19 protein-coding genes, 6 tRNA genes, 1 rRNA gene and 1 pseudogene are annotated in these 26,225 nt (G+C 51.1%); 21 read left to right on the top strand and 6 right to left on the bottom strand.

Annotated features, from left to right (window positions below; all coding sequences use genetic code 11):
* The first annotated feature begins 287 nt into the window (after positions 1-287).
* From KJW29_RS15555 to pdaA, 8 genes are all read left to right on the top strand, one after another.
* Positions 288-3,220 (top strand): 23S ribosomal RNA (locus KJW29_RS15555).
* 91 nt (positions 3,221-3,311) lie between these two features.
* Positions 3,312-3,387 (top strand) — tRNA-Asn (locus KJW29_RS15550).
* 6 nt (positions 3,388-3,393) lie between these two features.
* A tRNA-Ser gene (locus KJW29_RS15545) sits at positions 3,394-3,481 on the top strand.
* A gap of 24 nt (positions 3,482-3,505) precedes the next feature.
* Positions 3,506-3,580, top strand: a tRNA-Glu gene (locus tag KJW29_RS15540).
* A 6-nt stretch (positions 3,581-3,586) separates the two neighbouring features.
* Positions 3,587-3,662: transfer RNA gene (locus KJW29_RS15535), tRNA-Thr, on the top strand.
* Positions 3,663-3,669: 7 nt separating this feature from the next.
* Positions 3,670-3,744 (top strand) — tRNA-Gly (locus KJW29_RS15530).
* 9 nt (positions 3,745-3,753) lie between these two features.
* Positions 3,754-3,830 (top strand) — tRNA-Pro (locus tag KJW29_RS15525).
* Positions 3,831-3,940: 110 nt separating this feature from the next.
* Positions 3,941-4,804 (top strand): delta-lactam-biosynthetic de-N-acetylase, encoded by an 864-nt coding sequence (gene pdaA / locus KJW29_RS15520; protein ID WP_214630470.1) that lies wholly within the window; start codon positions 3,941-3,943, stop codon positions 4,802-4,804.
* 47 nt (positions 4,805-4,851) lie between these two features.
* On the opposite strand, the gene KJW29_RS36130 is transcribed toward pdaA, so the two are convergent.
* The 3 genes and pseudogenes from KJW29_RS36130 to KJW29_RS15510 form a co-directional block, all read right to left on the bottom strand.
* Complete coding sequence (locus tag KJW29_RS36130; RefSeq protein WP_246608734.1) at positions 4,852-5,148, bottom strand: TIGR03943 family putative permease subunit; 297 nt, start codon at positions 5,146-5,148, stop codon at positions 4,852-4,854.
* A gap of 269 nt (positions 5,149-5,417) precedes the next feature.
* Positions 5,418-5,765, bottom strand: a pseudogene (locus tag KJW29_RS36655) (DUF1980 domain-containing protein); the annotation flags it as partial.
* Positions 5,766-5,797: 32 nt separating this feature from the next.
* Positions 5,798-6,709 (bottom strand): permease, encoded by a 912-nt coding sequence (locus KJW29_RS15510; RefSeq protein ID WP_214630469.1) that lies wholly within the window; start codon positions 6,707-6,709, stop codon positions 5,798-5,800.
* 385 nt (positions 6,710-7,094) lie between these two features.
* Here KJW29_RS15510 and KJW29_RS15505 point away from each other — a divergent pair, with 385 nt between their 5' ends.
* From KJW29_RS15505 to KJW29_RS15465, 9 genes are all read left to right on the top strand, one after another.
* Positions 7,095-8,921 carry a sensor histidine kinase gene (locus KJW29_RS15505; protein WP_246608733.1) on the top strand — a complete coding sequence of 609 codons (1,827 nt, stop codon included), beginning with the start codon at positions 7,095-7,097 and terminating at the stop codon, positions 8,919-8,921.
* Complete coding sequence (locus tag KJW29_RS15500; RefSeq protein ID WP_214630468.1) at positions 8,911-10,137, top strand: response regulator transcription factor; 1,227 nt, start codon at positions 8,911-8,913, stop codon at positions 10,135-10,137. The genes KJW29_RS15505 and KJW29_RS15500 overlap by 11 nt, the downstream gene beginning before the upstream one ends.
* A gap of 175 nt (positions 10,138-10,312) precedes the next feature.
* Positions 10,313-10,540: a YhcH/YjgK/YiaL family protein gene (locus tag KJW29_RS15495; protein ID WP_214630467.1), complete on the top strand. Its 228-nt coding sequence runs from the start codon at positions 10,313-10,315 to the stop codon at positions 10,538-10,540.
* 89 nt (positions 10,541-10,629) lie between these two features.
* Positions 10,630-12,048, top strand: a complete 1,419-nt coding sequence (locus tag KJW29_RS15490) for an ABC transporter substrate-binding protein (protein ID WP_214630466.1) — start codon at positions 10,630-10,632, stop codon at positions 12,046-12,048.
* Between the two features lie 93 nt (positions 12,049-12,141).
* Positions 12,142-13,017 (top strand): carbohydrate ABC transporter permease, encoded by an 876-nt coding sequence (locus KJW29_RS15485; RefSeq protein WP_214630465.1) that lies wholly within the window; start codon positions 12,142-12,144, stop codon positions 13,015-13,017.
* 10 nt (positions 13,018-13,027) lie between these two features.
* Positions 13,028-13,876: a carbohydrate ABC transporter permease gene (locus tag KJW29_RS15480; protein ID WP_214630464.1), complete on the top strand. Its 849-nt coding sequence runs from the start codon at positions 13,028-13,030 to the stop codon at positions 13,874-13,876.
* A gap of 10 nt (positions 13,877-13,886) precedes the next feature.
* Positions 13,887-14,786 (top strand): ROK family protein, encoded by a 900-nt coding sequence (locus tag KJW29_RS15475; protein ID WP_214630463.1) that lies wholly within the window; start codon positions 13,887-13,889, stop codon positions 14,784-14,786.
* A gap of 2 nt (positions 14,787-14,788) precedes the next feature.
* Positions 14,789-15,703 (top strand): dihydrodipicolinate synthase family protein, encoded by a 915-nt coding sequence (locus KJW29_RS15470; RefSeq protein WP_246608732.1) that lies wholly within the window; start codon positions 14,789-14,791, stop codon positions 15,701-15,703.
* A gap of 13 nt (positions 15,704-15,716) precedes the next feature.
* Positions 15,717-16,406, top strand: a complete 690-nt coding sequence (locus tag KJW29_RS15465; protein ID WP_214630461.1) for an N-acetylmannosamine-6-phosphate 2-epimerase — start codon at positions 15,717-15,719, stop codon at positions 16,404-16,406.
* Between the two features lie 79 nt (positions 16,407-16,485).
* Here the strand turns inward: KJW29_RS15465 and yhbH are convergent, their stop codons facing one another.
* Positions 16,486-17,640, bottom strand: coding sequence for a sporulation protein YhbH (yhbH, locus tag KJW29_RS15460; RefSeq protein WP_214630460.1), 1,155 nt, complete (start codon positions 17,638-17,640; stop codon positions 16,486-16,488).
* A 303-nt stretch (positions 17,641-17,943) separates the two neighbouring features.
* On the opposite strand from yhbH, the gene KJW29_RS15455 reads away from it, so the two are divergent.
* Together KJW29_RS15455 and KJW29_RS15450 are read left to right on the top strand one after the other, a co-directional pair.
* On the top strand, positions 17,944-19,122 hold the full coding sequence (locus KJW29_RS15455; protein ID WP_214630459.1) for an exonuclease SbcCD subunit D: 1,179 nt from the start codon (positions 17,944-17,946) through the stop codon (positions 19,120-19,122).
* Positions 19,119-22,241: an AAA family ATPase gene (locus KJW29_RS15450; protein ID WP_214630458.1), complete on the top strand. Its 3,123-nt coding sequence runs from the start codon at positions 19,119-19,121 to the stop codon at positions 22,239-22,241. Before KJW29_RS15455 ends, KJW29_RS15450 begins: the two co-directional genes overlap by 4 nt.
* Positions 22,242-22,296: 55 nt before the next feature.
* On the opposite strand, the gene KJW29_RS15445 is transcribed toward KJW29_RS15450, so the two are convergent.
* Entirely contained in the window at positions 22,297-22,851 is a 555-nt protein-coding gene (locus tag KJW29_RS15445) for a hypothetical protein (RefSeq protein ID WP_214630457.1), read from the bottom strand.
* Between the two features lie 66 nt (positions 22,852-22,917).
* On the opposite strand from KJW29_RS15445, the gene KJW29_RS15440 reads away from it, so the two are divergent.
* On the top strand, positions 22,918-23,304 hold the full coding sequence (locus KJW29_RS15440) for a DUF423 domain-containing protein (protein WP_087571511.1): 387 nt from the start codon (positions 22,918-22,920) through the stop codon (positions 23,302-23,304).
* A gap of 140 nt (positions 23,305-23,444) precedes the next feature.
* Positions 23,445-25,343: a putative bifunctional diguanylate cyclase/phosphodiesterase gene (locus KJW29_RS15435; RefSeq protein ID WP_214630456.1), complete on the top strand. Its 1,899-nt coding sequence runs from the start codon at positions 23,445-23,447 to the stop codon at positions 25,341-25,343.
* Between the two features lie 353 nt (positions 25,344-25,696).
* Here KJW29_RS15435 and KJW29_RS15430 read toward each other — a convergent pair whose 3' ends face one another.
* Entirely contained in the window at positions 25,697-26,173 is a 477-nt protein-coding gene (locus KJW29_RS15430) for a hypothetical protein (RefSeq protein ID WP_214630455.1), read from the bottom strand.
* Positions 26,174-26,225: the final 52 nt, after the last annotated feature.

The raw sequence follows: 26,225 nt of genomic DNA, 5'->3' as shown, positions 1-26,225 counted from the left end.
CCTTAAGTCATGATTCATCCGGTAATGAATAGTCAACGCCGAGCAGGTGCGAAAGCACCGTATTTTTTTGCGGAAAATCGATAAAATTACCAGGAACTGATGGTTGATATTGTCGATTGGCTGTGATAAGATGAAATTCCTGTCGAACGAGATGGGACTTGCACCTTGAAAACTGGATAACGAAAGTAAAAAGAAGATGAAAATCTTCTGCTGAAACATCCTTTAGCTGGATTAAAAGCGGCCGTATTTTCCGAAGCAATTCGGAGAAGCGATCGCAGCAAATACTAGGTTAAGCTAGTAAGAGCGCACGGAGGATGCCTAGGCACCAGGAGCCGAAGAAGGACGTGGCGAACAACGATACCGCCTCGGGGAGCCGTAAGCAGGCTTTGATCCGGGGATTTCCGAATGGGGAAACCCAGCTGGAGTAATGTCCAGTTACTCTTGAGTGAATACATAGCTCAAGAAGAGGCATACCGGGGGAACTGAAACATCTAAGTACCCCGAGGAAGAGAAAACAAAAGTGATTCCGTCAGTAGCGGCGAGCGAACGCGGATTAGCCCAAACCAAGGAGCTTGCTCCTTGGGGTTGTAGGACATCTCACATGGAGTTACAAAGGAATGGGTTAGGCGAAGAGGTCTGGAAAGGCCCGCCATAGCAGGTAAAAGCCCTGTACCCAAAAGTCCATTCTCTCCGAGGTGTATCCTGAGTACGGCGGGACACGTGAAACCCCGTCGGAATCCGGCAGGACCATCTGCCAAGGCTAAATACTCCCTGGTGACCGATAGTGAAGCAGTACCGTGAGGGAAAGGTGAAAAGCACCGCGGGAGCGGAGTGAAAAAGAACCTGAAACCGTGCGCTTACAAGAAGTCAGAGCCCGATCAATGGGTGATGGCGTGCCTTTTGTAGAATGAACCGGCGAGTTACGATTACGTGCAAGGTTAAGGTGGAAAGCCGGAGCCGCAGCGAAAGCGAGTCTGAATAGGGCGATTTGAGTACGTGGTCGTAGACCCGAAACCGTGTGATCTACCCCTGTCCAGGGTGAAGGTGCGGTAACACGCACTGGAGGCCCGAACCCACGCACGTTGAAAAGTGCGGGGATGAGGTGGGGGTAGCGGAGAAATTCCAATCGAACTCGGAGATAGCTGGTTCTCCCCGAAATAGCTTTAGGGCTAGCCTCGGTTATGAGTGTCGTGGAGGTAGAGCACTGATTGGGTGCGGGGCCCGCCAAGGGTTACCAAGTCTAGTCAAACTCCGAATGCCATTGACATGCTTACCGGGAGTCAGACAGTGAGTGCTAAGATCCATTGTCAAGAGGGAAACAGCCCAGATCATCAGCTAAGGTCCCCAAGTGTGTGTTAAGTGGGAAAGGATGTGGAGTTGCACAGACAACCAGGATGTTGGCTTAGAAGCAGCCACCATTTAAAGAGTGCGTAATAGCTCACTGGTCGAGTGACTCTGCGCCGAAAATGTAACGGGGCTAAACACACCACCGAAGCTATGACATTGCAGCTTGCTGCATTGGGTAGGGGAGCGTTGAATACGGATTGAAGTTGGACCGTGAGGACTGGTGGACTGTATTCAAGTGAGAATGCCGGTATGAGTAACGAAAAGACAAGTGAGAATCTTGTCCGCCGAAAGCCTAAGGGTTCCTGAGGAAGGCTCGTCCACTCAGGGTAAGTCGGGACCTAACGCGAGGCCGAAAGGCGTAGTGGAAGGACAACAGGTTGAAATTCCTGTACCACCGTAAGCCGTTATGAGCAATGGGGTGACACAGAAGGGCAGTGACGCGGGCTGATGGAATAGCCCGTCCAAGCAGTGAGGCTGACTTGTAGGCAAATCCGCAAGTCGTTAGGCTGGGCTGTGATGGGGAGCGAAAATTGCAGTAGCGAAGGTCATGTACTCCGGCTGTCAAGAAAAGCCTCTAGCCAGGTGATGGTGCCCGTACCGCAAACCGACACAGGTAGGCGAGCAGAGCATGCTAAGGCGCGCGGAAGAACTCTCGTTAAGGAACTCGGCAAAATGACCCCGTAACTTCGGGAGAAGGGGTGCCTCGGTAGGGTGAATAGCCCGAGGGGGCCGCAGTGAAAAGGCCCAATCGACTGTTTAGCAAAAACACAGGTCTGTGCGAAGCCGTAAGGCGAAGTATACGGGCTGACGCCTGCCCGGTGCTGGAAGGTTAAGGGGAGCGGTTAGGGGCAACCCGAAGCTGTGAACCGAAGCCCCAGTAAACGGCGGCCGTAACTATAACGGTCCTAAGGTAGCGAAATTCCTTGTCAGGTAAATTCTGACCCGCACGAATGGCGTAACGAATTGGGCGCTGTCTCAACGAGAGATCCGGTGAAATTTTAATACCTGTGAAGATGCAGGTTACCCGCGACAAGACGGAAAGACCCCATGGAGCTTTACTGCAGCTTGATATTGGACTTTGGTACGATCTGTACAGGATAGGTGGGAGCCTTTGAAGCCGGAGCGCCAGCTTCGGTGGAGGCGCCGTTGGGATACCACCCTGATCGTATCGGAGTTCTAACCTGGTACCGTGAATCCGGTACGGGGACCGTGTCAGGCGGGCAGTTTGACTGGGGCGGTCGCCTCCTAAAATGTAACGGAGGCGCCCAAAGGTTCCCTCAGAATGGTTGGAAATCATTCGAAGAGTGCAAAGGCATAAGGGAGCTTGACTGCGAGACCTACAAGTCGAGCAGGGACGAAAGTCGGGCTTAGTGATCCGGTGGTACCGAATGGAAGGGCCATCGCTCAACGGATAAAAGCTACCCTGGGGATAACAGGCTTATCTCCCCCAAGAGTCCACATCGACGGGGAGGTTTGGCACCTCGATGTCGGCTCATCGCATCCTGGGGCTGAAGTAGGTCCCAAGGGTTGGGCTGTTCGCCCATTAAAGCGGTACGCGAGCTGGGTTCAGAACGTCGTGAGACAGTTCGGTCCCTATCTGTCGCGGGCGTAGGAAATTTGAGAGGAGCTGTCCTTAGTACGAGAGGACCGGGATGGACGTACCGCTGGTGTACCAGTTGTTCCGCCAGGAGCACCGCTGGGTAGCCAAGTACGGACGGGATAAGCGCTGAAAGCATCTAAGCGTGAAGCCCCCCTCAAGATGAGATTTCCCAGTATGTAAGACCCCTTGAAGACGACGAGGTTGATAGGTTCGGGGTGGAAGCACAGCAATGTGTGGAGCTGACGAATACTAATCGGTCGAGGGCTTATCCTAATCGCTTATTTGGTCATACAACCGGTAAGCAAGCTAAAGATTCAGCTAAACTTTCGTATCCAGTTTTCAATGTGCAAACATTGAAACATATTCCCTGATAGCTCAGTTGGTAGAGCACTCGACTGTTAATCGAGTTGTCACAGGTTCGAGTCCTGTTCGGGGAGCCATTTCCTGGAGAAGTACCCAAGTGGCTCAAGGGGACCCTCTGCTAAGGGGTTAGACTGCGTAAGTGGTGCGAGGGTTCGAATCCCTCCTTCTCCGTAGCTTTTGCTACATAATTTGTATGGCCCGTTGGTCAAGGGGTTAAGACACCTCCCTTTCACGGAGGTAACAGGGGTTCGAATCCCCTACGGGTCACCATATTGTGCCGTTGTAGCTCAACTGGTAGAGCAACTGACTTGTAATCAGTAGGTTGGGGGTTCAAGTCCTCTCGACGGCACCAGCTTTTTGCGGAAGTGGCTCAGCGGTAGAGCATCGCCTTGCCAAGGCGAGGGTCGCGGGTTCGATTCCCGTCTTCCGCTCCATTCGTTTCACGGGATGTAGCTCAGCTTGGTAGAGCACCTGGTTTGGGACCAGGGGGTCGCATGTTCAAATCGTGTCATCCCGACCATTTACGAAAAAATTAAATGAACTTATAACGAATACTGACGCTGCATAACGGCGTCAGTATTTTTTTGTTGTAATCAGAATGCCCTGTCCGGGGGAAGCTATTTACAGAGAATGCTGTCAGAAAATCGTTACAGAGAGGAGTGTGCATTCGCATTGACTAAATGGATAGTTCAGACGGTCTTTATCGTATTAGGACTGGGGCTGGCGGTTTGGCCAGTCGGCGGGAATAGGATTGACGCATCGCCGGGCGCGTATCACTTCGGTTTCAAAAAAAGCGTTAACGGCTCGCTGCCGTCGATTGATGAGGAGGGATTTAAGCCGGTTTTATCAAAAAACGGCGCGCTTTTCCTCGGGGACACGACAAAGAAGGAGTTGTTTCTAACCTTCGATAACGGTTACGAGAACGGTTATACGCCTCGAATATTAGACGTGCTCAAGCAAAAAAACGTGCCCGCGTTATTTTTTGTAACGGGGCATTTTGTAAAGGATCAGCCGGAACTGCTTAAACGTATGGCTGCGGATGGGCATCTTATCGGCAATCATTCCTGGAGCCATCCGGATATGACGCAGTTATCGGAGAGTCAGATCGCCTCCGAGCTGGCGAAAGTGAAGGAACAGGTTGAAGGACTCACTGGCCAGCAAAGCATGACCTTTCTTAGACCGCCGAGAGGCATCTTTAACGATCATGTACTCGCCGTCAGCAAACGTCATGGTTACACGAGCGTATTCTGGTCGATCGCCTACAAGGATTGGGATGTCAATGCGCAGCGCGGGGGAGCGTACGCGTTCGAGCAGGTAACCAAACAGCTTCATCCCGGCGCCATCCTATTGTTGCATTCCGTGTCGAAGGATAATGCCGAGGCTCTTGGCAACATAATTGACGAGGCCAGGAGGCAAGGTTACGAATTTAAGGGGCTTGATGGCCAAACAGGGCTTAATCCCGCACCAATTAATGAGTTCTTGCCAACGGAATGAGTTGAATAAAAAGAGCATTCCAAGCTTACTGGCCTGGAATGCTCTTTTTAATAATTACGATAGACGTACGGATCGCTTGGCTGCGGAATAGACTCCCACGATTCGACACGCAGCACGGGGATCGTTTGTTTAAAGGGCTGATAATATTGGGAGGACAGCTTGCCGGTTACCTTTACCCATTCGTCATCGTTGAAGAAAGCGCCTTTGGGGAACTCCACCAGCATGCCGAATACGCCGGAATCTGCCACGCAATGAATGAAACCGAATCGAAAAAGGAAGTAATGTTCTCCATCTGCTTGCTCTCCTTTGTAGGTAAATCCGGTGAAAGAAAGACGGTCGCCCATAAATTCGCAGGGAAGTTGTAGATGACCTCCATCCCTTTCATATAATTGCTATCATCAAGCTGGATTTCCGACTGCCCGACAAATTCGGCAAGCTCCTTGTTCTTAAGCCGATCATACCCTTCTTTGCCATAGAAGACGCTGGAATCCGGCTTCAGGAACTGGTGCTCGCCGGGCGATCCGGCATCGATCTCTTGAGGCGTCGGGAACGAGAACCCCTTGGCCTTGACGAAGCTGGAATCCAGCGTCTGTACGGGCAGGAAGATGCCTGTGCAGATCGGGACGAACAGGATAAGGTAGCCGACAACTCGCTTCCATCTTACAGTTGGTTCATGCGAGTGATCGAGGCCGTAATGGTCGTCATGATCGTGTTGGTGAGCTTGATCATGATGATGGCGATGAAGGCCCTTTTCTTGGTCATGGTGTTCATGATGGTGCGTATGGTTGTTAGCGCTCTCGCAAGCTTGTCTCGTCTCTTTGTCCTTGTCAAGACGATATACGCGGACAAACTCCACGGCTGCCAGTAAAAGCAGGAGCACGATGGCGCTGATGGACAAATAAGCGTATTTGGTATTGATGTACATATTCAGTTGGCCGTTCTGGTGAATGATCGAGAACATTAACGCAAAGCCAAGCAGGATGAAGAAACGAATCATCCAATCAACCTCCCCACGATTATGGATCCAGTCAAGGTGCTGACGCTGACGAGGGCGATAAGCACGATGACGAATTTGGACTTGAAGGTGCCGAGCAGCATAAGCGTATTTTTGATATCGATCATAGGGCCGAACACAAGGAAGGCAGAGATCGAACCTAACGAGAAGCTGCTGCGGAACGAAGAGGCGATAAAGGCATCGGCTTCCGAGCATAACGACATCGTAAAGGCTAGTCCCATCATAACAAGCGATGCCATAACGGGATTGCTGCCGATATGAAGCAGCGACGAAGTCGGGATGAATGTTTGCATGCTAGCCGCGATGAATGCGCCAAGCACCAAATATTTGCCTACGGAGAAAAATTCCTCGACGGAATGGGTCAGAACGGAGCCGAGCTTGCGATGAAGCGGCATAGTCGCTCTAGAAGGCACTTCAGACAGTGGCGTGGACGCGGCCGCCATCTCCTGTATGGCATGACGCAAAGGCAACGCAGGGAAGATCAGAGAGATGGTGACGGAGGTGAACAACGCGACGGCAAATGCCATCCCGGCCCGAATCGCGACGACCCGCCAATCATTGCCGAAGGCTACGTAAGTCGAGAACAATACGATGGGATTAACGACCGGCCCCGTTAACATAAAGGCAATGCCAGCATTGAGAGGTACACCTTTTCCAAGCAGCCGGCGCGTGATCGGCACAATGCCGCATTCGCAGGAAGGGAAGAGGATGCCGACGCTGCAACCGAACAAAGACGAAAGGATACGATTCTTCGGCATGATACGGGCAATCCAGCGTTCGGTAATGAACGATTGGATAAGTCCGGAGATCAGCACGCCGACCAGCACGAATGGAATGGCCTCCATGACCATACTGAGGAAGATTGTATTCAATTGAAGAAAGGATGTCATTTTTACACCGCCAATATTGATGTTTTACTTCGGAAGCTGAAGCATGAGAGGGCTTTCATGGGGATACCTTATTGAAATAACGTTGACCGTGCCTTCGTATATCAGTTTGCATTCGGGTTGCTGGCTCTGTCATGCGACGCTCGGCGAAGCGGAAATAAAGTCCAAATATGTGCAACAACCTGTATGATCATATGAATTAATCGATGTATTGTGCAAAGTATATCATATTGCCCCTGTCGTAAGATAAGGCAGTACAGACTAAATAGATAACGGTTAAGTCGACTTTTTTATTTAGCATCAGCATAATGGCTCCCTGGCCAATAGCGTGGCATGATTCTGGGAGGCTTTTAGCCTCATACAAATCGGACTTTAAGGAGAAAATAAAATGATACGCGGCAGGAGCAAGTACGGGAAGAGGGACGGTATGCAGACGATCAATAATGCATTGAGACGGTGGAACTCCATACATAATCGAATTTTTTTCTTCATAATCTTGTTTCTGATCATCCCTGTGTTGCTCACTTTCTATTTGATGGACAAACCGTTGGAGAGGGTCATCGAACGCAAAATCGGACGTTCGGCTCAGGATGCGCTATTCTTAGTCAATCTTAACATTCGGCTGTTTCTGGAAGATATCCTTAAGTCCTCCGTCGAAATCACGGTCGCCCCCGAGATGATCGAGTTGCTCAAAAATCCGGATGCGTTAACCGATTACGAGAAACTGAGGTTGAACAATGAAGTGCTGCATCGGCCGTTCAGCTCGTATTTCACCAATTCATACGTGACGGTTTTCGATTTAAAAGGAAATTGGCTGAGTACAAGTTATATCTTTCCGCATTTATATGAGGAATACACAGCATCTGAATGGTATCGGCATATGCTCGAGGAGCCGTATCAGCATCGTTGGATGTTTAATGACCAAGACATGCTGTACTCGGACCGCGAACCGATTATTACACTCGCTAGAACGATTACTGATCTGCAAACCTCAAAAAATATCGGGATGATCGCTTTTAGTGTTAAGGAAGAGGATATTTGGACTTATCTGACCGGACTTGAGGGCAGCGTTTACCTCGTGAACGGGGAAGGAGTAGTCGTTTCAAGCCCTTCCAGGGAAATGATTGGGAAACCTCTGCCCAAGGAAATCGATACCCGGCGAGTGATGTCGGCGTATGACGGGCAGACCATACTGGAGATGGAAAGCGGCAAATGGATCGTCAATCACAATACCATTTCGCTTAACGGCTGGAAGATTGTTCAAGTTGTATCCTACGACACCGTGTTTAAAGAGATTTTCGATATTCGACGAGCCAATATCGAAATCATCCTGGTTATATTTATTTTGTTTACAATCATTACCTTGTCGATTTCCTACAATATTACAAAACCTCTCAAGCTGCTCAAAAAGAGGATGCTGGAGCTCGAAGCCATGCAGTTCTATTCGGCTATCGCCGTTGCCGGACCCAATGAAATCGCGTCGCTAATCGAGACCTACAACAAGATGGTCAAAGAAATTCGCGGTCTTCTGACTCGTGTCAAGGACGAATACAAGCAGAAGGAAGAGATGAGATTTCGGGCGCTGCAAGCCCAGATTAACCCTCATTTTATACTAAACACGCTGAACAATATTAAGTGGATGGCATATATACGGGGAAACGGCGATGTCGGAGACATGCTATCCAACTTGGGCGGTATACTGGAGGGAAGCATCGGCAGGGGGGGAAGCCTGATTCCGTTAAGGGAAGAAATCGATTATATCGAAAATTATGTTGGGCTCATGAAGATGAAATATCATGACAAGCTATCATTAAAAATTGAAATTTCTAATGATCTCATGGACCAGGAGGTTATCCGCATTATGCTGCAGCCTGTCATTGAGAACAGCCTCATTTATGGAATTGAGCAGATCGATAAACCGGGGCTGATCGTTATTAAGGGGGTTCGGGAAAAAGATAGGTTCATCTTGACCGTGTCTGACAATGGTCCTGGCATTGTCCCTGAACGAATGAAGGAGCTCGAGAAGCGGTTGTCGTTGGGCTCAGAAGACCCGCCGCCTAAGCGAATCGGCTTGAAAAACGTGCATGATCGGATTCGAATGCAATACGGTAACGATTACGGACTTTCGATATCGAGCAATCCGGAAATGGGGACAACGATTACGATTACATTGCCTGCGAGGAAAGCAGAGAGGGGAACGAGCAATGATATATAAAGTGATGCTTGTGGACGACGAGATGCTGGTTCGTCTCGGAGTGAAGTCGCTCATTCAATGGGAGGAGCACGGCTTTGAATTTATGGGGTACGCGTCGGATGGTTCTAAAGCGCTGGAACTGATGGTGGCGGACGGACCTCCTGACATTTTGCTTACCGATATCGTCATGCCGAATATGAACGGACTTGAATTGATCGAGAAGGTGAAGGAACGTTATCCGAGCACGCTGATCATCGTGCTTAGCAGTCATAACGAATTCGATTATGTGCGCAAGGCTATGAAGCTTGGCGTGGAGGATTATTTACTTAAGACGTCGCTCAAACCTTCGGAGTTGCTGAAATTGCTGGTTGAAGCAAGCGTCAAAGTACAACGGAATCAAGAAAACCATATAGAGAAGGAGAAGTCAGGAGCTGCGGGGGATATAGAGCAAAATTCTGGGAACCGACTTCTCCAATTGGCGATGTCGACCAAGGCGGAAAGTTTCCCCGAAGCGGTGGATCCTCTGCCAGAAAATAGCTATATATTGCTGTTGTATGTCAGAGGAATCCGTGAGGGCGTTCCGAAGCATTCCATTGCTCAGCTCATCAAGCATTTGGTTGAAGCCGAGCTTCAAGGTATTCTGCACGCCGGACCGGTTCAGACGGATAAGGTCGGATTAGCGGCTATTTTGTCATTGCAAGACGGAGATCGGGTCAAGCTGAAGTCCCGTATCGACCATCTTGCGTATGCGTCGCGGAGTCTGCTCGGCATTACATTAAGCGGATACACGAACGGTCCGATTTATCACTGGCAAGAGGTGGTTGAGCAAATAGCCGAGCTTAAAAAGAGCGCAATGGAAAGAGAGGACAGCTCTTTATCGAAGGAAGCTTTACGCGCTGATATTAAGAAGCTGCTGGGTTATATGGAAGAACATTATGCGGAAAGCTTGTCACTTCGAACCGCTGCCGGAATGATTAATATGAGCGAAGCTTATTTGAGTACGCTGTTCAAAAAAGAGACTGGCTCAACCTTTACCGATTGGCTGAACGTTCTTCGAATACAGAAGGCATCGTCGTTTCTGATCGAGACGGATTGGCCGAGCTATATTATCTCCGAGAAGGTAGGCTATGAGAACACGAACTATTTTGGGCGTATATTCAAAAAAATCAAAGGAGTCAGCCCGCAAAAATATAGAGCGTTATATGGGAGCAAATCGAGTCATATCGAAAGAATGTGAACGTTTTCATAAAATAAATCTTAATGTTGTGAACATTTTGATGAAGGGATAAAAATTGTGAAGAAAATGCGAAAAGGAGTTCCTGTCCCCCACATTATCGCGAGTCTATAATAAGGCACAGAAGCCTTCTCATTAATGGAGAAGTCTTTCAAATAATTGGGGGGTGAGCATTCTCATGATTACAGGTTCGCTCAAGCATTGGCCTGACGAACGACATTTCGTCCATCCGCTCTTATTGAAAGCGCTTGATTATTTGGCAGAGACTGATTTTGATAAGCTGGAGGACGGCAAATACCCAATTCAGGGAGACGAGATGTACGCGCAGGTTATGACTATCCAGAAGACTTGCATCGTCCGGGGCTTTCAGAGTCGGCGGCGTCGACGATCCGCAAGGTTGTTATGAAGATTCGCCATGATTTGTTGCAATTGTAAGCGTTGTAATTGCAAGACGGCAAGACACATAATAAAACGTCTAAGGGGGCTTTACTTCACATGCTAAAAAAACATGTATGGCAAGTCAGTTTCGTATTCGTTCTTATCCTTGCTCTTGTAACTGGTTGCTCCGGCAATATCGGCAGCAATAAAAACTCCGGAACCTCAGGTAATGGCGGCGCCGATGGCAGCTCAAAAGAATCTGTAGAAATATCCGTCTGGCTAACTCCGCAATGGAAAGGCGTCCTTGATGCAATGGAGGAGGGAGCGGATTACGATAGCTTCTTCAAAAATGCAGCCGAGAAATTCTCAGCTCAGTATGACAAATACGATGCCAAAGTTAACGTGGAAGTCATTGCCGGCGATCAGCGGGACGAGCTGCTTAACGTCAACTTAAGCGGCGGAACGCCTCCCGACGTATTCTTTGAAAGTGTGTTCGCCATGGGAGATTACGCACATCGCGGCGCGTTGCTTCCGCTCACGGACATTGTCGATGACGAGGCTCGAAGCGATATTGCGCAAGGTTACTGGGATAACGTAACGTTTGGCGACGACGTTTATTTCTATCCTTTTGCCCATAATCCGGGAACATTAGCTTATAATGCCGAAATGTTTAAAGCTGCCGGACTGGAGAGCTTTATTGGCGGCGAAACCGAAATTAAGACATGGTCGCTTGCGGAGTATGAGCAAATATTGGACGCTTTAAAAAATAAATTGCCCAAGGATAAATACTCCAATGCTTATCCAATGGCGCTTTATGCGCTAAACACTCAAGGCGATACATGGAATCTGGCCTACCTGAGAATGTTCGGCAATCGCTTCTTTGACGACAACGGCAACATTATGCTGAATGACGAAAATGGCGTGAAGGCTGCAGAGTGGCTGAAAAAGATGTATGACAACGGCTATACCAATCCTGGCGCTGAATCCGTGTCTTCCAACGACGCGAACGCCATGTTCCAAAACCAACAACTAGCGGTTAGCTTTACGAACGCCGTTCTGTTTAACAACGCGAAAGCGGATATGGAGTCAGGCAAAGCGCCGAAGTTTGACATTCGAATGGCGAACATCCCATCCGAGAGCGGAGACCCGCTTACGTTCACTTACGTAGTCGGCGCAAGCGCATTCAAGACGGGCGACGCCAAACGCGAAGAAGTAGCGAAAGACTTCATCAAGTTTTTCTCCACGGATCCCGAGCTTGTGAAATCATCCAAAAACAGCGTGCCGGTCCGCACTTCCGTTGTAAACGAGTTCAAGGATCAGTACCCGTTCTTTGCTGCTTATGATCAAAACGCGGCCTTTATGTTCTCCTTTACCGGCAACGTTCCGGGCTATAGCCAGCTTAGACAGGTGCTGTTCCCAGAGCTGCAAGCACTGTATATCGGCGAAAGAACGCCTGCCGAGGCTATCGCCAACTATCAAAAAAATGGGAACGAAGTGATTGCGAAAGCGAAGGAAAGCTCTAGCTTGGCGAAATAGATCTGCCTTTCGGCAAAAAGCAAAATACATTTCCGGCGCCGCGGTTCACAGTCCGTGAAGCCACGGTGCCGGAAAGAAAGGTAGCGGATAACCATGAAATTAAGAAACCCGTACTTGAAAGAAAATATAACCGGCTATCTGTTCATTTTGCCGCAATTTTTGCTGTTCCTGCTGTTTATCGTCTATCCGATCGTCGAAGGAATTAGGCTTAGCTTCTATAAGGTGCAGTATCAACAGGAAACTTTTGTAGGGTTTGATAACTACACAACGCTGTTTAACGATCCGGTATTTTTTAAATCCATTGTCAATACCGTTGTATTCGTCGTTTTTATCGTACTTTTGACTGTCATTTTTTCCTTATTCGTTGGATCGGCCGTATTCGACAAAAATGCGAAATACGTGTCTTTCATCCGTGGAAGCTATTATATTCCGGTCATGGTATCCATGGTCGTCATGAGTATGGTATGGAGTTTTCTGCTCAGTCCGGCCAACGGCCTCATTTCTTACGCGGCCCGGGAGATGGACCTGAGCGTCGTCAACTTGCTTGGGAACAAGAACACGGTTCTGCCAGTCATTATATTTGTCACGTTCGCCACTAACGTTGGCCAGGCCATCATATTATATATCGCGTCCATGATCGGCGTGCCGAAGGATCTATTCGAAGCAGCGGAAGTGGACGGCGCGAGTCGCTTGCAGGTTATCTTCCGAATCCTTATTCCGCTAGTAAAACCGACAACGATTTACATTTCGATTGTCAACATCATTGCCGTATTGAAAATATTCGTTGTCATTCAGCTTCTGACTGGCGGAGGTCCGAACAACGCATCCGTAACGATGATGTATTATCTCTACAACAATGCATTTAAGTTCAATCAACTCGGTGTCGCATCTGCGGTTGGAGTGATTATGTTCATCATTACGATGCTTCTCTCGGTGCCGCAGCTCCGGGCGATGTTCAAGGATAAGTGAGGGATATGCCATGCTGCAGCCTAAAATGAAGTCCAAAAAACAAAGAGAAAAGTATGATTTCGTCTCTAATCTCATTGTCACTCTTTTTGCCCTATTGAATCTGTTTCCATTGTACTGGCTATTTACCAGCTCGATGAAAAACAGCTCGGACGTCGTCAAGATGCCCCCGGATTGGTGGCCAAAGACATTTACGTTGTCCAATTATATCGAAGTGTTCGAGAGCCAGCCGGCCCTGCGCTGGACGTTTAACAGTCTCTATGTGGCGGGGCTATCCACTGTGTTGCTTGTCATAACAAGCTCCATGGCGGCTTATGCATTCTCGAAGCTGCGCTTTAAAGGGAGAAACGTGATCTTCATCCTGTTTATTTCCAGCTTAATGGTGCCGAAGGAAGTCATGATCGTACCTTTGTTCCGCATTGTGCAGGATTTGGGTCTTGTTAACGATTTACATGGCATGATTTGGCCCAATGTAGCTACCGCATTCGGAGTTTTCCTGCTAAAAGGATTTTTTGACTCCGCACCAGACGCGCTGCGTGAAGCGGCAAGAATCGACGGAGCAGGAGAAGTGAGAACGTTTACGCAAATCATGCTGCCGATCGTGAAGCCCGGCATCGGCGCCTTGTTCATTCTGAACTTCGTGCAGGTCTGGAACGACTACCTGTGGCAATTGGTTATAGGTCAGGATAAGGATATTAAGACGCTTATGGTCGGCATTGCGACGCTCATGCAGGATTTAAACCCTAACTTCGCCTACAAAATGGCGGGTGCGACAGTTGCGGCGATTCCGATGCTGCTCATTTTCATGCTGTTTCAGCAATATTTTACGCGCGGCATCTCGATCGGCGCGGTAAAGGAATAAGGGGTGTCATATGCCGGGGAAGCAATGGGTTAGCGTCGATGTAGGAGGCACCGAAATCAAATATGGCGTTTTTGCGGACAATGGAGAACTTCTCTATCACGATAAGCGGAAGACGCCGGCGGGTGCGGCCAATATTGTGATCCCGGAAGCGGTTATTGGAATTATCCGGGATATGATCGACCGCTGTGGTCCCACGGAGGGAGTTGGTATCAGCACAGCGGGTGTGGTAGACACGGTGAGCGGGGAAATTTTGTTTGCTGGAAGCACGATTCCTGGGTACAAGGGCACTAATCTGAAGCGAACCGTCGAAGAACGTTTCGGGGTTCATACGACAATTGCGAACGATGTGAACGCTGCGGCTGTCGGCGAATGGTGGCAAGGCGCTGCGGCAGGGGTCGATGATTTCTTTGGCATGACGATTGGCACGGGCATCGGCGGCGCATTGTTCTGCGGCGGGGTGCTGGTGACAGGTGCTCATCATCGGGCAGGGGAAATTGGCCACATCCTGTATGACAAGAATAGCGGTACGACATACGAGCAGAGAGCGTCTACGTCCGCACTGCTTAAAGTTGCTGACAGTGAGTTACCGGATTTCGACGGCAGCGGGTTTACGTTATTCGAGCAGGCGAAAGCGGGTAACCCGCCTTATTTGGCAGTGATCGACAGGTGGACGGAAGAGATCGCCAGAGGCATCGCGGACATCATCGTCGTGTCCGATCCGAAACTTATTGTGATCGGCGGCGGCGTATCGGAGCAAGGAGATTATTTGCTGGACAAAATTAAGCTTCAAGTGTTGAAATGCTTGCCTCGCGGCTTCTCCCAAGCGGAGCTGGCGGTAGCAAAGCTCGGCAACAAAGCCGCGCTGTACGGTGCGATATATTCTTATTTCAGAGAAGAGACGGAGAGATGATTATGAGCAATATCGAGACGTTCCAAGGCATCTATATAGCAATGTATTCGGCCTACAACGAGCAAGGCGAGGTTGACGCAGAGCGAGTCAAGAAGTTAGCGAGATATTATGTCGGCACCGGAGTTAGAGGCTTGTATGTCGGCGGCAGCTCAGGAGAGGGAATTCTTCAGACGGCAGTGGAGCGAAAGCTCGTGTTGGAAGCGGTTATGGAGGAAATTCGCGGCGAGCTGAAGGTCATCGTGCACGTAGGAGCAAGCTCGACGCGTGAAAGCATGGAGTTGTCTAGGCACGCCGAGCTTTGCGGCGCGGACGCGATCTCCGCGGTGCCGGCGATCTATTATCGGTTGTCCGAAGCGGCGGTCGAGATTCACTGGCAGCAGTTGATCGACAGCAGCAATTTGCCGTTTATCATCTATAACATTCCGCAGACTACCGGTTTCCAGCTGTCGCCGAAGCTTCTGGAGAAGCTGGCCGCGCAGCCGAAAGTTATTGGCGTGAAGATGTCCGGCGAAAGCACCTTCGATCTGCAGCAGTACAAGGTTGCGGGCGGCGAAGATTTTCTTGTGTTCAACGGGCCGGACGAGCAATTCCTCGCGGGCAGAATTATGGGCGCGGACGGCGGAATCGGCGGCACTTACGGCGTTATGCCAGAATTATTCTGCATGCTGAACGAGCTGTATCTGGACAATCGCGTGACAGAGGCGCAGGAGCTGCAATATAAGATTAACGCCATCATTAAGAGATTGTTATCCTATCCATCGCTCTACGGCGCCGTCAAACACATTCTGTCGCTCCGCGGCGTCGAGACTGGAGGTCCGCGGTTGCCGCTGCTCCCTGTTCGCGAAGAAAATCATCACTCTCTGTCCGTATTAAATAGCGATATTCTGACGCTTGTCGCCGAATACAACGCCAAATAAGGAGGGGCCGATCATGCTTGACGTTATTCAAGGCGGTTTGGTTGTATCATGTCAAGCCCTGGAGCATGAACCGCTTCACAGCTCGTATATCATGAGCAAGATGGCGCTTGCGGCGAAGGAAGGCGGGGCGCTGGGCATACGAGCCAACTCGAAAGCGGATATTGTGGCGATCAAACAGGAAGTGGAGCTTCCTGTGATCGGCATCGTGAAGCGCGAATACGAAGGCAGCGAAGTGTTTATAACGGCAACGCGTACAGAAATTGACGAGCTAATGGAGAGCGGCTGCGAGATGATCGCAATGGACGCAACGCTTCGCAAGCGCCCCGGCTCCGGAACCATAGCGTCGTTAGTTTCTTATTGCCGCAAGACAAAACCTGACGTGCGGCTTATGGCAGATATATCGACCGTCGAAGAAGCAATCGCGGCGGAGGTGCTCGGCTTCGACTGCGTCTCTACGACGCTGCATGGCTATACGCCTTATACCTCCCATACGAAGCTGTATGAGAATGAGTTCGCTTTCTTGAAGGAGGTGCTTAAGAAGGTGAAATTGCCGGTTATTGCCGAAGGCAATGTGATGACGCCGGAGATGTATCGTCGGTGTCTGGAGCTTGGCGCGGCATCCGTCGTGGTTGGAGGCGCTATTACGCGGCCGAAGGAGATTACGGCGCGTTTCGTGCAAGTATTGGACGGTATTCGAGATTAAGTTATCCGGAAGCGGAACTGGCAAAGAAAACAAATAAGCCGATGTAATCGCACTGCGGTCACGTCGGCTTATTTTCATTTTATACTGTTATATTTCGTTTCGAAAAAAATGTAGTCAACGCTTTATAAACCTCGCCTTTCTCCTTAATGATCGAGTACATAAACTTCTTATCTTGAATGTGCTTATAGGCCGACATCAACGTGCTGCTCCGATTGTATTGATTAACCTCGCCGTACCCGAACATATTGCACCGCCCCATGAGCTGAGAAATCAACTTGACGCATCGTTCGTTGTCCGACGTTAAATTGTCGCCATCCGAGAAATGGAAAGGATAGATGTTCCACGCTGCGGTCGGGAACCTGCTATCGATGACTTCAAGGGCTTTCTGGTAAGCGGAGGAGCAGATCGTGCCGCCGCTTTCGCCGCGAGTAAAAAATTCTTCTTCCGACACTTCCTTGGCTTCCGTATGGTGAGCGATGTAGATGATTTCGACATGTTCGTATTTGCGACGAAGGAAACGGGTCATCCAGAAGAAAAAGCTGCGCGCGCAATACTTTTCGAACGAGCCCATGCTTCCTGACGTGTCCATAAGCGCAAGAATGACGGCGTTGGACTGCGGCTTGATGATTTCCGTCCACGTTTTGTAACGGAGGTCGTCCGGCGAGATGCCGCCGATTCCGGATATGCCCGCATTTGCGTTGCGACGAAGATTCTCCATCAGCGTACGCTTTTTATCGATATTGGACATAATTCCTTTCTTGCGGATGTCGGTAAAAACGATCTCCCTGGTCTGCAGTTGTTCCTTTTGCTTTTGCTCCAGATTCGGCAGCTCGAGTTCCTCGAACAACATATCCTCCAATTGGTCGATGCTGATCTCCGTATCGACGAGATCTTCGCCAGGTTGATCCCCGGCGTCTTTTCCTTTGCCAGGGCCTTTGGCGGCTTGCGGATCTACGCCGAGAACGTCGCCAACCTGCGAATCCCCGTCGCCTTGTCCGACGTGCTGCTTTTTGTTGTAGTTATAGATGAAACGTGACTCGTCGAGACTTTTGATGGGGACTTTGACGGTCTTGCGGCCATCGGACAACACGATGCTTTCGTCGGAGACAAGATCAGGGAGGTTTTTGCGAATCGCTTCCTGCACCTTCTGCTGATGCCTCGCTTGATCCGAGTAGCCTTTGCGATGGAGCGACCAATCCTCCCGCGATACGATAAAAAGCGGTTCCGAAGCCATTTTATCACCTCTGAGTCCTATAGTTAATTATGCCACTCCCACGGAGCCCGATCAATCTTCCCACGTCTCACGGATAACATGCCGCCTTCCGCCTCCGCTGGTCTCATGTCGGAGCACCTTCTTGCTGATTACATGGTTAATATTCAATATATTCAGTCCGCGGGTGGTTATGTGAAGGAAATTAGTCCAAATCTAGCAAAAAGTATTGACTGAGAGCATGATGGCTAGCAGATGCCGCGAGTGATAGAATAATAGGAAGAGCTTGTGCAGGAGCGCGGGGCAAACCGTGCAGGGGGAGGTACTATGAAATTGTTTCATACGGCGGACTGGCACTTAGGCAAGCTGGTTCATGGCGTCTATATGACCGAGGATCAGCGATATGTGCTTCATCAATTTATTGAGGATATTCGAAGGGATAAGCCGGATGCCGTCATTATCGCCGGGGATCTGTACGATCGAGGCGTGCCGCCTACGGAAGCCGTCGAGCTGCTGGATGACGTGCTTGAGACGATCGTGGCGGAGCTAGGCGTGCCCGTGCTAGCCATTGCGGGCAATCACGACAGCCCGGACCGGCTTAGCTTCGGAACGGCTCTTATGGAAGGGCGCGGCTTGCATCTTACGGGGCAGCTTCGTTCTCAGCCCAAACCGGTCGTGTTGCGGGACGAATTCGGCGAGGTCCACTTCCATCTGGTTCCGTATGCCGATCCCGCAATCGTACGGCATGTGCTGGGAGACGAAGACATTCGGAGCCATAACGACGCCATGCGGGCGATCACAACTAGGCTGACCGAAAGTATGAACCCGGATGTCAGACATGTGCTGGTGGGACATGCCTTCGTTACGCCGCTTGGAGAAGCTGCCGACAACACCAGCGATTCCGAGCGTCCTCTGGCGATCGGGGGAGCGGAATATGTCAGCGCAAGCTTGTTCGACCGCTTTCACTATACGGCTTTAGGCCATTTGCATCAGGCACACTTCGTTAGAAGCGAGAAGATCCGTTATGCAGGTTCGCCGCTGAAGTATTCGATCTCCGAGGAGCGTCATAACAAAGGTTATCTGGTCGTAGAGCTCGACGAGGCCGGCAAGGCCGCGATAGAGAAGCGAGAGCTGAAGCCGCTGCGAGATATGCGCAGAGTCGAGGCGTCGATCGAGGAGCTTGAGAAACATCCCGTTAACGATGATTACGTGTACGTGACGCTGCTGAACGACAATCCCGTGCTGTTCCCCATGGAGAAGGTGCGGGCCGTCTATCCAAACGCGATGCATGTAGAGCGAAGAATCGCCATGGCGAATACAGCCGCCGGTTCCTCGGGAATTTCTTCGGAGGCGGATGGTTCCGTCAGTCGCAAGGAGAGAGATCCCGTGCAATTGTTCGCGGACTTTTATATGGAAGTTAAGGGGCAGGAGCTGACGCCGGAGAAACGGTCCATGTTCTCCGCCGAATACGAAGCGCTTGTACGCGAGGAGGAGGGATTGACGTGAGGCCGCTTAAGCTGACGATGACCGCGTTCGGTCCATACCGGGATGCAGAGACAGTCGACTTCGCAGAGCTTGGCGAACGCAGATTGTTTGTCATCTCCGGCAATACCGGAGCGGGCAAGACGACGATATTTGATGCCATCACCTTCGCGATTTACGGCACCGCGAGCGGAGAGGACCGTGCCGATCCGCGGATGCTGCGCAGTCACTTCGCGGATGACGAGACGCATACGTCGGTGGAGCTCGATTTTCAGTCCGGGGGCAGATGTTACCGCGTATTCCGCCAGATGAAGCATCGCAAGGGCGGCAACAGAAGCGAGACCGGCGAGAAGACGGAGCTATACGTAGTCGAGGGGGAGACGGCGGTTCCTGCGGTGGACCGGTTCATCACAACGGAGGTGAACGCGAGACTGCTTGCCGTTATCGGCTTGACGAAGGAGCAGTTCAGCCAGATTGTTATGCTCCCGCAAGGGGAATTCCGCAAGCTGCTTACTTCCGATACGGATAATAAAGAGGATATTCTTCGCCGCATATTCCGGACAGAGCTGTTTGAGAGATTGGAGGGTCGGTTCCAGGCGCGTTACCGAGAGCTGTCGGATGGACTAAAAGATGCCCGGGCGACGACCGCCGCCGTCATGCGTCAGGCGGAGGAAGCATTGCCGCAGCGCGAGGACAGTCCGTTGGCGGCCACCTTTCGGCAGGAAAACTATAATGCCGTACAGGTAAGGGAGGCCTTGCAAGGGGAAGCAGCCCATTATGAGGATACAGCAGCCGCAGCAGGACGTCGCAAATTAGAGACGGCATCCGCGCTGGATGCGTTGCAGGATTCGCTGCGAGCGCGACTGTCGCTAAATGCGAAGCACGAGGAGCTAGCGGCTAAGCGTACGCAACGCCAGACTTTGGCTGCTAGGCAAGGTGAGATCGAGGGGCTGGAACGGGAGCTTGCGCTTGCCGCTAAAGCGGACGGGCTGACTCCCTATGCGGAACAAGCCGCCAATGCGACGAAGCTTCTGAAGCTCCGTTACGAAGGCTTGCGTCTGAGAAGCGAGCAGCTTGCCGCTGCGGAAAGTGAGCAGTTGCTAGCTGCTGCAAGCCATGATGCCGAAGCTAATAAGGAGCCGCAACGCAGAGAGGTTGAGCTGGAGCTTCATCGGCTGTCGGAGCTGACGAGCGTTGTGGAATCTCTAGCCGCGCAACGAGAAGCATTGGCCGAGCTTAAGCGCCGGGAGATGGACTCGCAAAGCAAGCTGGCTGCAGCGGCCCAGTCTATAGCCGCAAGCAAGCAGTCGCGGCAGCGTACGGCTCTGGAGCAGCAGGAATGCGAAGCGGCAGCTGCGGCGCTGCCCGAGAAAGCGGAGGCGCTTGCCGGGCTGGAGCGACAAGGCAAAGGCGTCAAGAGGCTGCTGGAGCTAAGTGCCGAGATCGGACGCTGGATGGAGCTGGAGCGAGAAGGCGAGCGGGCGCTTTCTGCGGCCAAGTCGGGAGTATCCGAGTTGGAGCGGCGCTGGATTGAGGGTCAAGCCGGCTTGCTGGCAAAACATCTGCATGATGGCGACGCTTGTCCGGTTTGCGGCAGCGTAACGCATCCCCAAAAGGCGGGGATGCATGAGGAGATGCCTTCGAAGGAGGAGCTTGAAGGGGCGAAGGAGACTCTTGCGGCCGTACAGCGCGAACTGATGACGTCCAAAGCGCAGGCAGCCGCGGCTACCGGCAACTGGCAAGCGGAATTAGACGAGCTGGCCGAGCTTCTGCCCCCACTTCCGCCTGAGGAGCAGAACGGTCAGCGGATCGAAAAGCTACGACTGGTTCAAGGCGAGCTGAGACAGGCCTGGAAGTCATGCAAGGAAGAGCTGGATGCGCTGAAGGAGAAGTCCGGGCGGCTAGAGTCGCTTCGTTCTGCCATTTCCAAATCCGACAAGGAGCTGGAGACGCTGGAGCGGGAGCTGGACAGGCTTCGTGCCGAAACGCAGAGCCTAGCTCTGGAAAACGCGGGAAAAGAGACGGCATACGCGAAGGAGCTGGAGCGTGTGCCGGAGCAATGGCGGGAGAAGAATGCGCTGCGGACAAGGCAGGCGGAGCGTCAGAGTTTGCTAGCCGAGCTTAATCGCTCCTGGCAGGTTGCCCAGCAGCGCCTGCAGGCAGCCGCAGCGAACCTGGCAGCGGCTAAGGCCCATGCGGAGCAAGCGACGGAGCAAGCGGCGGAAGCGGAGTTGTCCGAGAAGGAGTCGCGACAGCGCTTGTATTCGGAGCTGGCCAAAGCGGGCTTCCTATCGGCGGAGGATTACGCGGGTGCTGTGCGTACTCAAGCGGAGCAGGAACGTCTGAAGCAGGAGACGGAACGTTACCGCACAGCGGTGCTCGCCGCCGCGGAGGCGGTCGCCGCTCTGGAGTCCGAGCTGTCCGGCACCGAGTGGCAGTCCCCTGAAGACCTGCAGGGAGCAATTTTGACAACGCGCGGGAAACACGAAGAGCTGCTCGGCGAGGAGCAGTCTTCCTTGCGGTTCGCCGCCGAGGCCGCCAGACTGGCGGCATCCGTGGATCGTGCCGCTCGTCAAGCAGGGGAGATGGAGGAGAAGCTGGAGCGCGTCCTGGATATTTACGGCATGATGAAAGGCGATAACAGCCTCAAGATGTCGTTTGAGAGATATATTTTGATCGAATATCTGGAACAGATCGTAGCGATGGCCAACGTGCGGCTGCATGAGCTGTCGGGCGGGCAATTCCAGCTGCAACGCAGTGACAGGCTGGAGACGAGAGGAAAGCAGAGCGGACTGGGACTTGATGTATACGATGCGTACACCGGCCAGAACAGGGATGTGAAGTCGCTGTCGGGCGGCGAGAAGTTTAATGCTTCCTTATGCCTCGCCCTGGGGATGACGGATGTCATACAATCCCACCAAGGCGGCGTCTCAATCGACATGATGCTGATAGACGAAGGTTTCGGCTCCCTCGACGAGGAGTCTCTTCACAAAGCGATTGCTGCCCTCGTCGATCTGCAGAAAGCGGGCCGGATGATCGGCGTAATCTCGCATGTCCAGGAGTTAAAGGAAGCTTTCCCGGCGTGTCTGGAAGTAAACAAGACCAAGGAGGGTTACAGCACAACATCGTTTTTGCTCAAATGAGAAAACCCCCGTTCCGTCACTAATATGACGAAGCGGGGGTAGTAAACCGGCGCTGCTAAACGGAACCCATGCCAAGGGCGATTGTAGCAATAAACAAACCGATGGTGCCGACCACGAAAAGGCCATTCAGCACAAGACCGATGATGCCGAACGTCTTCTTGCGCTTTCTGGATGCCGCACTGACGATGCCAAGGATGAGCCCGACGAAAGCAAGCGCGAGCGATCCCAACATGAGCACTCCGGCGAACAGAAAGGTCGCGATGAATTCGCCGAAGATTTCGGAATCCATCAAGGCGTTGCCGAGTTCGGTTTCTTGACCAGGACCGTAAAGGTTTGCGAAGTTTTCTAATTCCGTAAGCAGACTCTGATCCTCGGCCAGGCCTCTAGCTCCGACTACAGCTATGATAATGGCGATCACGACCAGCAGAACCGCTACGAGCGCCAGGACGAAGGAAGCGATGCCGATGCCGGAATGTTTATGAATCTCAGTGTCCGGTTCCAAGGGCTGAAACGGGGACCCGAATGGCTGCGCGTGCGGTTGCGAATGGTCATGTTCCCGATATTGATTATTATCGAACGGCCTGTTCTCAGATTGATTGTTGTCTGTCATTAGTGGATTCTCCTTTGGACAATGATGCCAAAAATTATACAGGAAAATGGAAGGGATGAAAACAAAATGTTTCCAGCTTATTTTGTAATCGGAGCTGTCAATGCGGCTCTGGCCATCGCGTTAGGCGCTTTTGGCGCGCATGGATTGGAAGGAAAAATAACGGAGCACTATATTGACATATTCGAGACCGGAGTCAAATACCATATGTACGGAGCGCTCGGTTTAATGCTTGTTGCTCTAATGGATAAGATTGCGGGCGGAGGCAAGAAGGCAGTCATTGGAGCAAGGCTCTTGCTCGCAGGCATGCTGATCTTCGGCGTCAGTCTTTATGTCCTTGCCTTGACCGGTTATTCCAAGCTCGGCATGATAACGCCAATCGGCGGCGTTGCCATGTTGGCAGGCTGGGGCTTTGTCATTGCAGGCGTCCTTAATCAACATCGAAAGAGCAAATAACGTATTTTGATTCGCCGCTTTTCGAGCGAAAACGCCAAATCTTTTAGTGCTATAGCAAATATTTCTATGCCAACGCCACCAATTCGTTTATAATAAACCTAGCTATCGCTTGACTCGACATTGAGGAAGGAAGTTTGTGTGTGGCGAAAGATATGGAAGATTTGCCTTCAGCACGAAATCAGCGAAGCCCGCTGTCCTTGAACGAGCTAATGAACCTTGGCGTGATCGGATTAACGGCCATGTCCGCGGTTTGGATTGTAGTTTCATTTGTCTTGATCTCGGACATGATGTTAAGATGGATATCCTTGACGGTATCGGCCGCGCTCCTTGTAACGGCCGCCGTCTTATGGCTGCGTCGTCATCCGCTAAGCAGCTTTCGACGCTTTCACTCAGCCATCGTGGATACATTGCTGCGTTCGGAGGCTGTCCCCTTGTCCGTGCTCGATCGCTCCGGCCGCGTTCTGGAGCTAAATGAAGCGGCCGGACGCATGCTCGGCTATCAGCGTTCGGAGATGATCGGAGAGCCGCTCATGCGAATGATTGATCCCGCAAGCAGAGCACTTCTTAAGGAAAGTCTAGAGCGATCGCTGCAAGGCCAGACCGTGCAGAACAACATTAGTATTACCCACCGAACAGGTTTTCCACTCGAGATGCAAGTGATTTGCGCTCCCATGATACAGGATCACGAAGTCATCGGCACGCTGATGATCAGCCATGATCTTAGCGATCGGAAACGCAATGTGGAACGAATTAGATATATGGCCTATTATGACGATATGACAGGACTGCCGAATCGCACCTTGTTCCAGATGAAGCTGACGGAGAGCTTGTCCAGAGCCAAGGAAGACGAGAAGCTGGTTGGCATCTGTTATCTTGATCTGGATGGCTTCAAGCTCGTAAATGCTTCCTTCGGAAGGGAATTTGGCGACATGCTGTTGATGCAGGTAGCGGAACGCATCTCGCGCAATTTGCCTGAACATATGATGGTTGCGCGAATGGAAGGCGATGAATTCGCTCTTCTTCTTCATACGGTCGATTCCGAAGAAAAGTTGCTGGAATTTGCCCGGCACCTCCTTAAGTCGATAGAGGAGCCGTACGAGCTTAAAGGTTTCCCCGTTCATATAACCGCCAGTATCGGTCTTGTTACGAACAGGAACGAGCAGGACGACGGTTATACCCTCTTCAAGAAAGCCGATATGGCTCTATTTAAGGCCAAAGAAAACGGCAAAAACGATTGTATGTTATATTCGGACAGCTGGAGCAACTCCTCCTTCGAACGGCTGAAGCTTCAGCATGAGATGTACCGGGCCATCCAACGCCGTGAGTTCGTGCTTCATTACCAGCCGCAGTATGATCTAAAGAGCGGAATTATGGTAGGCGTCGAGGCCTTGGTCAGGTGGAATCATCCTGTTCGGGGACTGCTGGCTCCCGGAGCTTTCATTCCATTGGCAGAAGAGAGCGGCATGATCGTTCAGATCGGAGACTGGGTGCTGGAGGAGGCATGCAGGCAGAACAAGGAGTGGCAGGATGCAGGTCTCGCTAAGATTCCGGTATCCGTTAATCTCTCCATCAGGCAGTTCCTGCAGCATGACCTGGCAAGCCGCATTGCGGAAGTTCTGGAGACTACCGGTCTGGAGCCGAAGTATCTTGATCTGGAAATTACGGAGTCCATGACGATCGATGTTGGTCATATTACGCGATGCTTGCTGGAGATTACGAATCTTGGCGTCGGTATTAGCGTAGATGATTTCGGAACGGGGTATAGTTCCTTCCACTATCTCAAAAACTTCCCGATCGACAGGCTCAAGATCGATCGTTCTTTCGTAAGAGATATTCAACAGGATCCTAGCGACGCGGAGATCGTGGCGGCTATCATCGCGATGGCACACAATCTTAACATCCAGGTCATTGCCGAAGGCGTCGAGACGGAGGAGCAGATGGAGTTCCTGAAGAAACATAGATGCGACGAAATGCAGGGATTTTTCTGCAGTCCTCCCGTCAGCAGCGACAATATTGAACAAATGCTTAAGGCCGGCTGATGTAGCTGGTCGGCGACAAAACGGCGGCGTCCACCAGGGACGCCGCCGTTTTGCTTTGTGTTTAGGAAATTATGAAATTCCCAGACTTGTGAAACAAAAGGTTGAGAATCTAACAGACACCAGCGACGTTATTTGTCCGATTTTTAACGTCAAACAAATCTAACGGACAGAAAAAACACTATAGGGTCGTAATGGAGCCAATTTGCACGATGATGATGCCAGTAATGTTGTGTATGTCCGTTAGATTTTCGGAAACCTAAAAAATCGAAGAATAACGTCATTTATTTCCGTTAGGCAATAGTGAGTGACTGGACATATTGGATTTTAAATCACATTCAAGGGTATTTGTGTTCTCATTCGATGAAATCCTCGATTTCGTTCAGTCTAAACGTGTAAACCTGCTTCTCGTCCACATGATAGACGGTGATCAAATGCTCCCCTTCATCCATATTAATAATTCGGCAAGGTATGCTGAGCTTGATGCCCAGTCCCCTGTTGACGATTAGCCGGATAAGCTTGTTGCTCTTCATGAAAGCTCGTATAGGGGCGAAGCCTTCGCTCGAATCAGAGTCCGCCTTGGCAGAAGTCTCGGACTTCGGTTGCTGAGGTACGATCGGTACAGGTTCAGGCTCGGCGCCTTCGATGGTCCTCTCGTCAATGAGCTCGCCAAGGCGAATACCTGAAGTAATCCGATAGTCATCGAACTCCGCACCGTTAAGTCCGGCAATCAGCTTCTCCAGCGCTTGAGCGTGATGACGATCCTCGATCATAATATCAACTTGAAATACAAAGGATGAAAGCTTTGTTCCGGGCGGCTTCCGTTTCATCATGTAGTGCCTCCGTATCATAAAGATGGAATAGCTATAATATATCATTAATTCG

Source organism: Paenibacillus agaridevorans (assembly GCF_018604145.1).
Lineage (GTDB): Bacteria > Bacillota > Bacilli > Paenibacillales > Paenibacillaceae > Pristimantibacillus > Pristimantibacillus agaridevorans.
This window is presented reverse-complemented; position numbering and strand designations above follow the sequence as displayed.

What these genes read in the sequence shown, in the direction of transcription:
- pdaA (WP_214630470.1), top strand. Translation starts at nt 3,941, where the DNA reads ATGCTGTCAGAAAATCGTTACAGAGAGGAGTGTGCATTCGCATTGACT.
- KJW29_RS36130 (WP_246608734.1), bottom strand. Translation starts at nt 5,148, where the DNA reads ATGGGCGACCGTCTTTCTTTCACCGGATTTACCTACAAAGGAGAGCAA.
- KJW29_RS15510 (WP_214630469.1), bottom strand. Translation starts at nt 6,709, where the DNA reads ATGACATCCTTTCTTCAATTGAATACAATCTTCCTCAGTATGGTCATG.
- KJW29_RS15505 (WP_246608733.1), top strand. Translation starts at nt 7,095, where the DNA reads ATGATACGCGGCAGGAGCAAGTACGGGAAGAGGGACGGTATGCAGACG.
- KJW29_RS15500 (WP_214630468.1), top strand. Translation starts at nt 8,911, where the DNA reads ATGATATATAAAGTGATGCTTGTGGACGACGAGATGCTGGTTCGTCTC.
- KJW29_RS15495 (WP_214630467.1), top strand. Translation starts at nt 10,313, where the DNA reads ATGATTACAGGTTCGCTCAAGCATTGGCCTGACGAACGACATTTCGTC.
- KJW29_RS15490 (WP_214630466.1), top strand. Translation starts at nt 10,630, where the DNA reads ATGCTAAAAAAACATGTATGGCAAGTCAGTTTCGTATTCGTTCTTATC.
- KJW29_RS15485 (WP_214630465.1), top strand. Translation starts at nt 12,142, where the DNA reads ATGAAATTAAGAAACCCGTACTTGAAAGAAAATATAACCGGCTATCTG.
- KJW29_RS15480 (WP_214630464.1), top strand. Translation starts at nt 13,028, where the DNA reads ATGCTGCAGCCTAAAATGAAGTCCAAAAAACAAAGAGAAAAGTATGAT.
- KJW29_RS15475 (WP_214630463.1), top strand. Translation starts at nt 13,887, where the DNA reads ATGCCGGGGAAGCAATGGGTTAGCGTCGATGTAGGAGGCACCGAAATC.
- KJW29_RS15470 (WP_246608732.1), top strand. Translation starts at nt 14,789, where the DNA reads ATGAGCAATATCGAGACGTTCCAAGGCATCTATATAGCAATGTATTCG.
- KJW29_RS15465 (WP_214630461.1), top strand. Translation starts at nt 15,717, where the DNA reads ATGCTTGACGTTATTCAAGGCGGTTTGGTTGTATCATGTCAAGCCCTG.
- yhbH (WP_214630460.1), bottom strand. Translation starts at nt 17,640, where the DNA reads ATGGCTTCGGAACCGCTTTTTATCGTATCGCGGGAGGATTGGTCGCTC.
- KJW29_RS15455 (WP_214630459.1), top strand. Translation starts at nt 17,944, where the DNA reads ATGAAATTGTTTCATACGGCGGACTGGCACTTAGGCAAGCTGGTTCAT.
- KJW29_RS15445 (WP_214630457.1), bottom strand. Translation starts at nt 22,851, where the DNA reads ATGACAGACAACAATCAATCTGAGAACAGGCCGTTCGATAATAATCAA.
- KJW29_RS15440 (WP_087571511.1), top strand. Translation starts at nt 22,918, where the DNA reads ATGTTTCCAGCTTATTTTGTAATCGGAGCTGTCAATGCGGCTCTGGCC.
- KJW29_RS15430 (WP_214630455.1), bottom strand. Translation starts at nt 26,173, where the DNA reads ATGATGAAACGGAAGCCGCCCGGAACAAAGCTTTCATCCTTTGTATTT.